Origin of the sequence: Kitasatospora sp. NPDC091257 (genome assembly GCF_044757675.1) — a bacterium.
Lineage (GTDB): Bacteria > Actinomycetota > Actinomycetes > Streptomycetales > Streptomycetaceae > Kitasatospora > Kitasatospora lactacystinica.
Map to the genome: position 1 here is coordinate 1 of NZ_JBIVVI010000344.1, position 7,632 is coordinate 7,632.

Sequence of the window (7,632 nt, forward strand, 5' to 3'; positions counted from 1 at the left end):
GGGTGCGGGGCGGCCGCGGTCCTGCGGCCCGGGGTCGCAGACCGTCACCGGGACGGGCGCGCCGTCCCGGCCGGCGGCGGTGAGCGTGCGCAGCGCGGCGCGGCGCTCGGGGGGTTCGACCGGGCCCGAGCCGTCCAGGCTCCTGGTCCAGGTGCCGTACCGGGGGTCGTCGGCGAGCAGCCAGACCGACCCGCCGACCCGCCCGTGCCGGTCGTACGGGGTGGCGCCGAGGCGCAGCCGGGCGGGCCAGTGCAGTGCGGTGGCACGGCCGCCCGGCGCACCGCCCGCCGCCTCTCCCGGTGCCCCCTCCGCCGCCCCGCCCGGCCGGTGCACGTCGAGCCGGTGGGTGGTCCCCAGCCGGCGGAGCAGCGCCAGGCCGGGCCTCCGGCCGGGGCCGAGCACCCGCACGGCGGTGACCGGGCCCGCGGGCGCTTCACCGGCGACGGGCGATTCGCCGGCAGCGGGCGGCCCGCCGACGGCGAGCGGCGCGACGAGCGGCACGGGCCGGCCGGTGGCGCCCCGGGCCAGCTCGTCCAGGTCCAGCGCGAGCAGCTCGTCGCCGGCGAGGAAGCAGACGGTCTCGTTCAGGTCCAGGGCGGTGACCCGCCGGCCGTCGAGGTCGAGCGGCTGCCAGTCGGGCACCGCCCGGCCGGTCCACCGGGTGGCCCACCAGCGCACCGGGCCGGACGGCTGCGGGCGGGTGCGCAGCAGCAGGTTCCCGCCCGGTCCGCCGTGGAGGGTGAGCCGGACCGGGCCGGGCACCGGCAGGGCGAGCCGACGGGCGGGGCCGTCGGCCGGGTGGCGGGCCACCAGGGTGTGCTCGGTGCGGGTGCCGGCGGTGTACACCAGCGCCTCGCCGGTGAAGGCCACGGTCGCGTACGGGGCCGCGTCGGGCAGGTGGCGGGGCCGGTCGCCCGGGTGGGTGGGGAGCAGGTGCAGGCCGCCGGTCTCCGCTCCGTCCCGGTGCAGCTGGACGGCGATGAACCGGCCGTGCGGCTCGGGCTGCCAGCCGGCGATCCGGTCGCCGGGGCCGATGAGGCCCTCGGTCGGTGTCCGGCGGGTGCCGTCGGGGTGCCGGACGGTCAGGACGTCGCCGTCCGGGCCGCGTTCGTGGCGGAAGAGCAGGCCGCCGGCCTCGGCGGGCGGGGTGGGCGTCCGGTCGGGCGCCTCCCGTTCCACCCGGTCGAGCAGGGCGGCCCAGGCGGGCTCGTCGGAGCGCTGCGGGCGGGTGGCCAGCAGGCGCCGCTGATCGGCGAGCCAGGCCCGGGTGCGCGGGGCGTCCGCGTCCTCCAGCCAGCGGTACGGGTCCGCCGGCGCGGGGTGCGCCGCCCGGTGGTCGAGGTCAGCCATGGACGGCCTCCGCGGGGTTGTCGCTCCGTCGTTCCGGGTCGCCTCCCGGCCCGGCGGGGCCGGGGGGCCGGTAGCCGGACCGGCCCGCGGTGGCGGCCGTCCCGACCACGGCGAGGACCACCACGATCACGGCCGCGCCGGCCACCGTGCCGGTCAGTCCGAACGCGTGGGCGCACAGGCCGGCCAGGGTCGGCCCGGCGGGCGCGACCAGCTGGGCGAGGAAGCCGATGCCGCTGTGCACCCGGCCCTGCAGACCCGGTGGGGTCACCTCCATCTGGGTGACCGCGATCAGCACGGTGACCACCGGCCCGGCGGCCGCGGCGAGGGCCAGTGGCAGGACCGCCGCCCAGTGCCCCTGGGCCAGGGTGAAACCGGGCAGGGCGAGCGCGACCGCGGCGGTGCCGAGGGCGATGCCCCGGGCGGGCGGCAGCCGCCGGGCCAGGGCCGGCGCGAGCAGCGATCCGGCCAGCCCGCCGGTGCCCAGGGCCGCGGTCAGCACCCCGATGTGCAGGGCGCCCCCGCCGGAGGCGACCACCACGATCAGCAGCCCGTTGAACACCAGGTTGAGCACGGCCGCGTTGACCACCGCGTAGCGCAGGAAGGGCACCCGCCAGATGAACCGGACGCCTTCGGCCAGCGCGGCCCGGACTCCGGGCGCGGCGGGCTCGTCCTCGGGGCGCTCCCGCCTTCCCCCGGGCAGCAGGGCCACGCAGCAGACGGCTGCCAGGTAGCTGCCGGCGTCGACGGCGAACACCCAGGACGGGTGGACGGCCAGCAGCGCGCCGCCGGCCAGCGGGCCGGCGGTCGTCGCGACGGCCGCCCTGCTCTGCAACAGGCCGACCGCGCGGGGGAGGTGCTCGGGCCGCACGAAGCACCGCACCACGACGTTCTCGACGGGCGCCAGGGTGCTGCCCACCGCGCCGAGCAGCAGGGCGGCGACCAGCAGCGCCCACAGCGGTGGCGTGCCGCCGGCGGCCGACAGGGCCAGCACGGCCAGCACGGCCGCGCCGGCCGCGTTGCCGAGCAGCAGCACGGTCCGCCGCTCGCAGCGGTCGGCGAGGACGCCGGCCGGCAGCCGGGCCAGCAGCACCCCGACGGAGAGCGCCGTGCCGGCCAGTCCGGCCTGCCGGACGTCGCCGCCGGCCCGCAGCGCGACCACCGGGAGGGCGATCACCGAGGCGGCCGTCCCCAGGGCCGAGGCGGACTCGCCGCCGTAGAGCAGCCAGAACGACCGCCCCAGCCCCCCGACGGCCGCCGCGCTCACGCCGACCCCGTCGCGAACTGGCTCCGGATGCCGCGCAACGGACGGGCCGCCAGCGCCGCCGGGACGGCGGTGGCGGCCAGCACCCCGAGCAGCACGCCGACCGTCCACGGCACGTCCAGGGCGGGCAGCACCCCCTGTCCGACGGCCCCGGCCAGCGGCACCAGGCAGATCCCGGCCGTCGCCACCGCGAGGACCGTCCCGACCAGCGCCGAGGCCAGCACCTCGTACACCACGCAGCGCAGCAGCTGCCCGCGGCCGAGGCCGAGGGCCCGCAGGTGGGCGCGCTGGGAGCGGCGGTCCCGCTGGGCGATGGCGCAGGTGTTGGCGACGGCGAGCAGCGCGTACCCGCCCACCACGGAGACGATCAGCCGGGAGGCCATGTCGTCCTGCACGTTGCGCGGCCGCAGGTGGGCCAGGTAGTCGGCCCGCGCGGCGAGCCGCTGGCCGGGCCGGAGCTCCCAGGCGCTCGGGTCACCGCGGAGCAGCACCCGGTCGGCGTACGGGGCCGGGGTGTGCGCGAGGGCGAGGTCGGCGGGGAGGACGTAGGAGGGGAAGGCCAGATCCCGCTGGTAGACGGCGACGAGCCGCAGCTGCGCCGCCTGCCCGTCGGCGAGCGTGAAGGTGACGACCTGGCCGAGATTCCAGTGGTGCGAGGTGGCCTCGGTGCTGCCGGCGGCGAACGTACCGGGCGCCAACTCGTCCAGCCGGCCCTGCTGTTCACCGAGGTCCAGGACACTCCGCAGGGCCGCCCCGTCGACGCCCCAGGCGCGGGTGGGCTTGGGCTTGTTGTCGTAGAAGCTGGGCGGCGCGGTCACCCGGGTGGCGATCGGCGCGACGGTGCTCCCGCCGGGCAGGCCGGCGGGCCGGGCGGGCAACTGGTTGCCCGGCTCGGCCGTCACCACCGCGTCGGCCCGCAGCGCCTGCTCGGTCTGCTGCTGCACGGCGGCCCCGATGGTCGCCCCCGAGCCGAGCAGGCAGACCACGGTGCCGACGGCCAGCAGGACGGGCACCGCGATCGCGGTCGTCCGGGCGGGCGCGGCCCGCAGCCCGGCGGCGGCGATCCGGCCGGCCTTCCGGTCCAGCCGCAGCACCGCGCAGCAGGGGCCGACGAGCAGCGGCACGAACCAGGGCGCGAGCACCGCGAGCGTGGGGATGACGACCGTGGCCAGGCCCATCACCATCGCGCCCTGGAGCACCGGCGGCAGGTCCATCGCGACCATCAGGGCCACGAGCGGACCGCAGAGCAGGAGGACCATGGCGATGCCCGCCACCAGCCGGCCGACGTTGCGGCGGGGCGGGGCCAGGGCCAGTGACTGGTCCTTGAGGAGGTCGATCGGCTGGACCCGGCCGGCCGCCAGCACGCTGGCCAGCGCGGCCAGCACCGCGACCGCGCAGGTGCCGAGGCAGGCGCCGGCCGCGATCGCCCAGGTCTGCCCGGCGGAGGGCAGGTCGACCGCGGCGGGGAACAGCTCGCGCTCGATCAGCAGGCGACGGCCGAACCCGGCCGCCGGGACCGTCCCGGCCACCGCGGCGACGGCGGAGGGGGCCAGCGCGACCAGCGCGACGTCCGCGACGACCAGGGCCCGCAGCCGGCCGGCCGTCACCCCGAGGGCGCGCAGCACGGCGAACTGCCCGAGCCGCTGGTTGGTCCAGAGCGCGACCGTCGACCCCGTCACCAGCACCGCCGACATCAGCAGCAGCGTCAGCAGCAGGCCCAGCAGGCTCTGCGCGTCCTTGGCCGCCGCCCCGGCCGCCGAACCCTCCGGGTAGGACGGGCCGCTGACCGCCGCGAGCAGCAGTAGGCAGGCGCCCACGCCGGTGGCGGTGAGCGCGCAGGCGACCGCGACACCTATGACCCGCCCCGGGTACGCCCGTACCTCGGCGACGCACAGTCGCAGCGCGCCGAGCGGTCCGCTCGGTCGGGTAGTCGGTTCCGATGCCACGGCCACGGTTATCTCACCCCAAAACGGTAAATAGGATGCAGAGTTGGGGAAGGCCGCATGTGCCGCGGCCTTCCCCACCTGCCATCCGGTACTGCCGGACCCCGAGGGTCAGCAGCTGAACAGGCTGTACGAGCTGAACGGGGCGTCGACGACGATCTCCTCGTCGAGCTCCTGAAGCGCCAGAATGTCGGCCATCACAATCACCTCCTCCTCACCGTCTCGCCGGAACACGGCACCGGGGTGCCGGGATCAGCAGCTCCAGTAGCTGAGCGAGCTGAACGGGGCGTCGACGACGATCTCCTCGTCGAGCTCCTGAAGCGCCAGAATGTCGGCCATCACAATCACCTCCCCTCGCCATCTCGCCGGAACACGGCACCGGGGTGCCGGGATCAGCAGCTGAAGTAGCTGAGCGAGCTGAACGGGGCGTCGACGACGATCTCCTCGTCGAGCTCCTGAAGCGCCAGGATGTTGGCCATGTCAGTCACCTCCCCTCGTCATCTCGCCGGGACGTGGCACCGGGCCACGGGAATCAGCAGCTGAACGCGCTGATCGAGCTGAACGGGGCGTCGACGACGATCTCCTCGTCGAGCTCCTGAAGCGCCAGGATGTTGGCCATGTCAGTCACCTCCCCTCGTCATCTCGCCGGGACGTGGTACCGGGCTCGGCCGGCTCCGGCGTCCACCCGTGAACGGGGTGGGCGCCGGGGAGCAGGCACTGCCCGGGGCTCTTGGCGGCGGCCAGCGCCAGCAGGGCGCCGGCGGAGCCGGTGGCCAGGTCGGTCGAGAGCCGGATCAGCTGGTCCCCGTGCAGGACGCTGCCGTCCTGGTGGGGGGCCAGGTGCAGCTCCACCAGACGGAGTTGATCCTCCGCCTCGGCCCGCCAGTGCGGCAGGCGGGCGGCGACCTGGAACAGGGTGTAGGCGAGCCCGGCGCGGCCGTTGAACAGCCCGCCCTGGACGACCACCCGGACCGCGCCGGCCCGGGCCGCGGCCTCCAGCACCCGCTCGGCGCCGAGGGCTTCGGCCTGCGCGTCGGGCAGGGCCAGGACGGCGAGCGCCACTCCGGCCGAGCCCTCCGCCAGGTACGGCAGCAGCCGGCCCGAGCTGTACGTCTGCAGCATGTCGTCGACCAGCCGGCCGTGCCGCAGGTCGCAGCGGACGGCGCGTTCGGCGGCCTCCGCCCAGGCCGTGTCGCCGGTGAGGCGGGCGCAGCGGGCGAACAGCACCGCCGGCCCGGACCAGCCGCGCAGCAGCCCCGGCCGGTCCAGCAGCCCGGTCTCGCCGATCCGCCCGGCGGCCTTGGCGGCCAGGGCGAGCGCCTCGTCCGTCGCGCCGGCCTCCAGCAGCAGCTGGGCGACGCCCGTCAGGCCGCCGTACAGGCCGAGCGAGGAGGGCAACGGGCCGGCCAGCAGCCGGTCCACCACGTTCGGGGCGTCCGGGTGCCCGAGCCGGTGGAACAGCCAGCCGGCTCCGGCCAGCCCGTCGTACAGCCCGGCGGGCGTGTCCGCCGGGGCGCGCCGTACGACGGCGGCGAGCCAGTCCAGTTGCTCCTCGTCCGGTGCGGCCCCGGCCAGGTGCCGGGCGAGCAGCACGCCGGAGGAGCCGTACGCCAGTCCGAGCGCGCCGCCGGGGCGCAGCCCGGCCACGTCGCCGGGATGGAGGCGGTCCTCCCGCCCGGGCGTCGCCGCCCCGTCGATGCCGCGCAGCAGGGCCGCGGCGGTGAGCTCCGCCCGGGGCCCGGCCGCGGGCCGGGCCCCGAGGTGGGGCCGCAGCGCCGGGGAGAGGGCGAGCCGCTCCGTCATCCGTTCGGCGAAGCCGGCGGGCACCGTCGGGAAGGACTCCGCGACGAGGTCCAGCAGCCCGCCGACGACGGCCGGGTTGCGCCGGGTGAGCGCGGTCAGCGAGACGAAGGCGGCGAGCTGGCAGCAGCCGAGCGCGAACAGGTCGGCCTCGCGGGCGTCGGTGATCGCCGGGTCGGTGAAGCCGGGGGCGCCGAGGGTGCGCCGGCGCGGGGTGTCGAGCGGCGTCGAGAGTTCGAAGTCGACCAGGGCGACGGTGCCGTCCGGACGGATCATGATGTTGCGGTGGTGGAGGTCCCCGAACGCCACCCCCTCCCGGTGCAGCGCCGCGACGCACTCCTCGACCAGCGCGAGCCGGGTGACCGCGAGCCCCGCGAAGTCGGCCAGCGTCCGGGCGTCCGGGCGGTGCCGGGTGAGCGGGTACTCCCGGCCCAGCCAGGCACTGAAGGACTCGCCGGGGATGTACTCCATCACCAGGTAGTGGTGCTCCCAGCTGGTGAAGTACTCGTACAGCTCCGGCACGAACGGCAGGTGGCCGATCCGCTCCAGGACGTCCCGCTCGACCAGCAGCCGGGCCACCGCGTCCGTCTCCGAGGCGTCCAGTCCGGCGTGCGGACGGGCCTCCTTGATGACGACCTGTCGGCCGTCCTCGTCCTCGGCGAGGTAGACCCCGCCGGCGTTGGAGAAGTGCAGCGCCTTGACCACCCGGTAGCGGCCGAGGCCGGCTCCCGCGTCGGCGGCGGCCGCGGCGATCCGCTCGGCCAGGAAGTCCGGGGTGGAGGCCCACTCCGGGACGGTGAAGCGCGGGCGCCGGGCGTCCGGCACCAGTCGGCCGTCCGGGTCCTCCACCGCGGGCACCCTGGTGCCGTCCGGCAGCTCGCACCACATCAGGGCGAAGCCTCCGTAGCGCACCGACACCGGGCCCTGGTTCCACCGCAGGTCGGACAGGACGTACGGACCGGGACGGCCGCCCAGCGCCTCGTCCAGCTCGGCGAGGACGGTCTCCAGCTCCGCGGCCGTCCGCGGGTAGACGGTGACGACCTTGCCGCTGGCGGACCGGTCGGCGTACTTGGCGTTCGTCACCGCGACCACCAGCCGGCTGCGCAGGTACTTCCAGGGCAGCCCGAGCCGGCGGCAGACCCGCCAGGCCGTCTCGATCGTCTCCTCGGCGGATTCGGGCGTGGCGCTGACGTGGACCTTCCAGCCCTGCTCCGGCAGCCGGGGGCCGCCGGGCGGCGCCAGCACCTCCCACACCCCCTGGGTGCGGCCGCGCCAGCC

The 7,632-nt window shown here is 76.9% G+C and carries 5 protein-coding genes and 1 pseudogene; all 6 read right to left on the reverse strand.

The features are described from left to right. Window positions 1-1,350: pseudogene (locus ACIQOV_RS17835) on the reverse strand (hypothetical protein); the annotation flags it as partial. Beyond that, on the reverse strand, window positions 1,343-2,614 hold the full coding sequence (locus tag ACIQOV_RS17840) for an MFS transporter (protein ID WP_401049493.1): 1,272 nt from the start codon (window positions 2,612-2,614) through the stop codon (window positions 1,343-1,345). The pseudogene ACIQOV_RS17835 and the gene ACIQOV_RS17840, both read right to left, overlap by 8 nt. After that, window positions 2,611-4,557, reverse strand: coding sequence for an FtsX-like permease family protein (locus ACIQOV_RS17845; protein WP_401049495.1), 1,947 nt, complete (start codon window positions 4,555-4,557; stop codon window positions 2,611-2,613). The genes ACIQOV_RS17840 and ACIQOV_RS17845 overlap by 4 nt, the downstream gene beginning before the upstream one ends. A 249-nt stretch (window positions 4,558-4,806) precedes the next feature. Beyond that, on the reverse strand, window positions 4,807-4,896 hold the full coding sequence (locus ACIQOV_RS17850; protein ID WP_198959315.1) for a class III lanthipeptide: 90 nt from the start codon (window positions 4,894-4,896) through the stop codon (window positions 4,807-4,809). Window positions 4,897-5,086: 190 nt separating this feature from the next. Then, window positions 5,087-5,173 (reverse strand): class III lanthipeptide, encoded by an 87-nt coding sequence (locus tag ACIQOV_RS17855; RefSeq protein WP_380548803.1) that lies wholly within the window; start codon window positions 5,171-5,173, stop codon window positions 5,087-5,089. Window positions 5,174-5,178: 5 nt separating this feature from the next. Further along, on the reverse strand, window positions 5,179-7,632 hold a 2,454-nt coding region (lanKC, locus tag ACIQOV_RS17860; RefSeq protein WP_401049496.1), incomplete at its 5' end, for a class III lanthionine synthetase LanKC.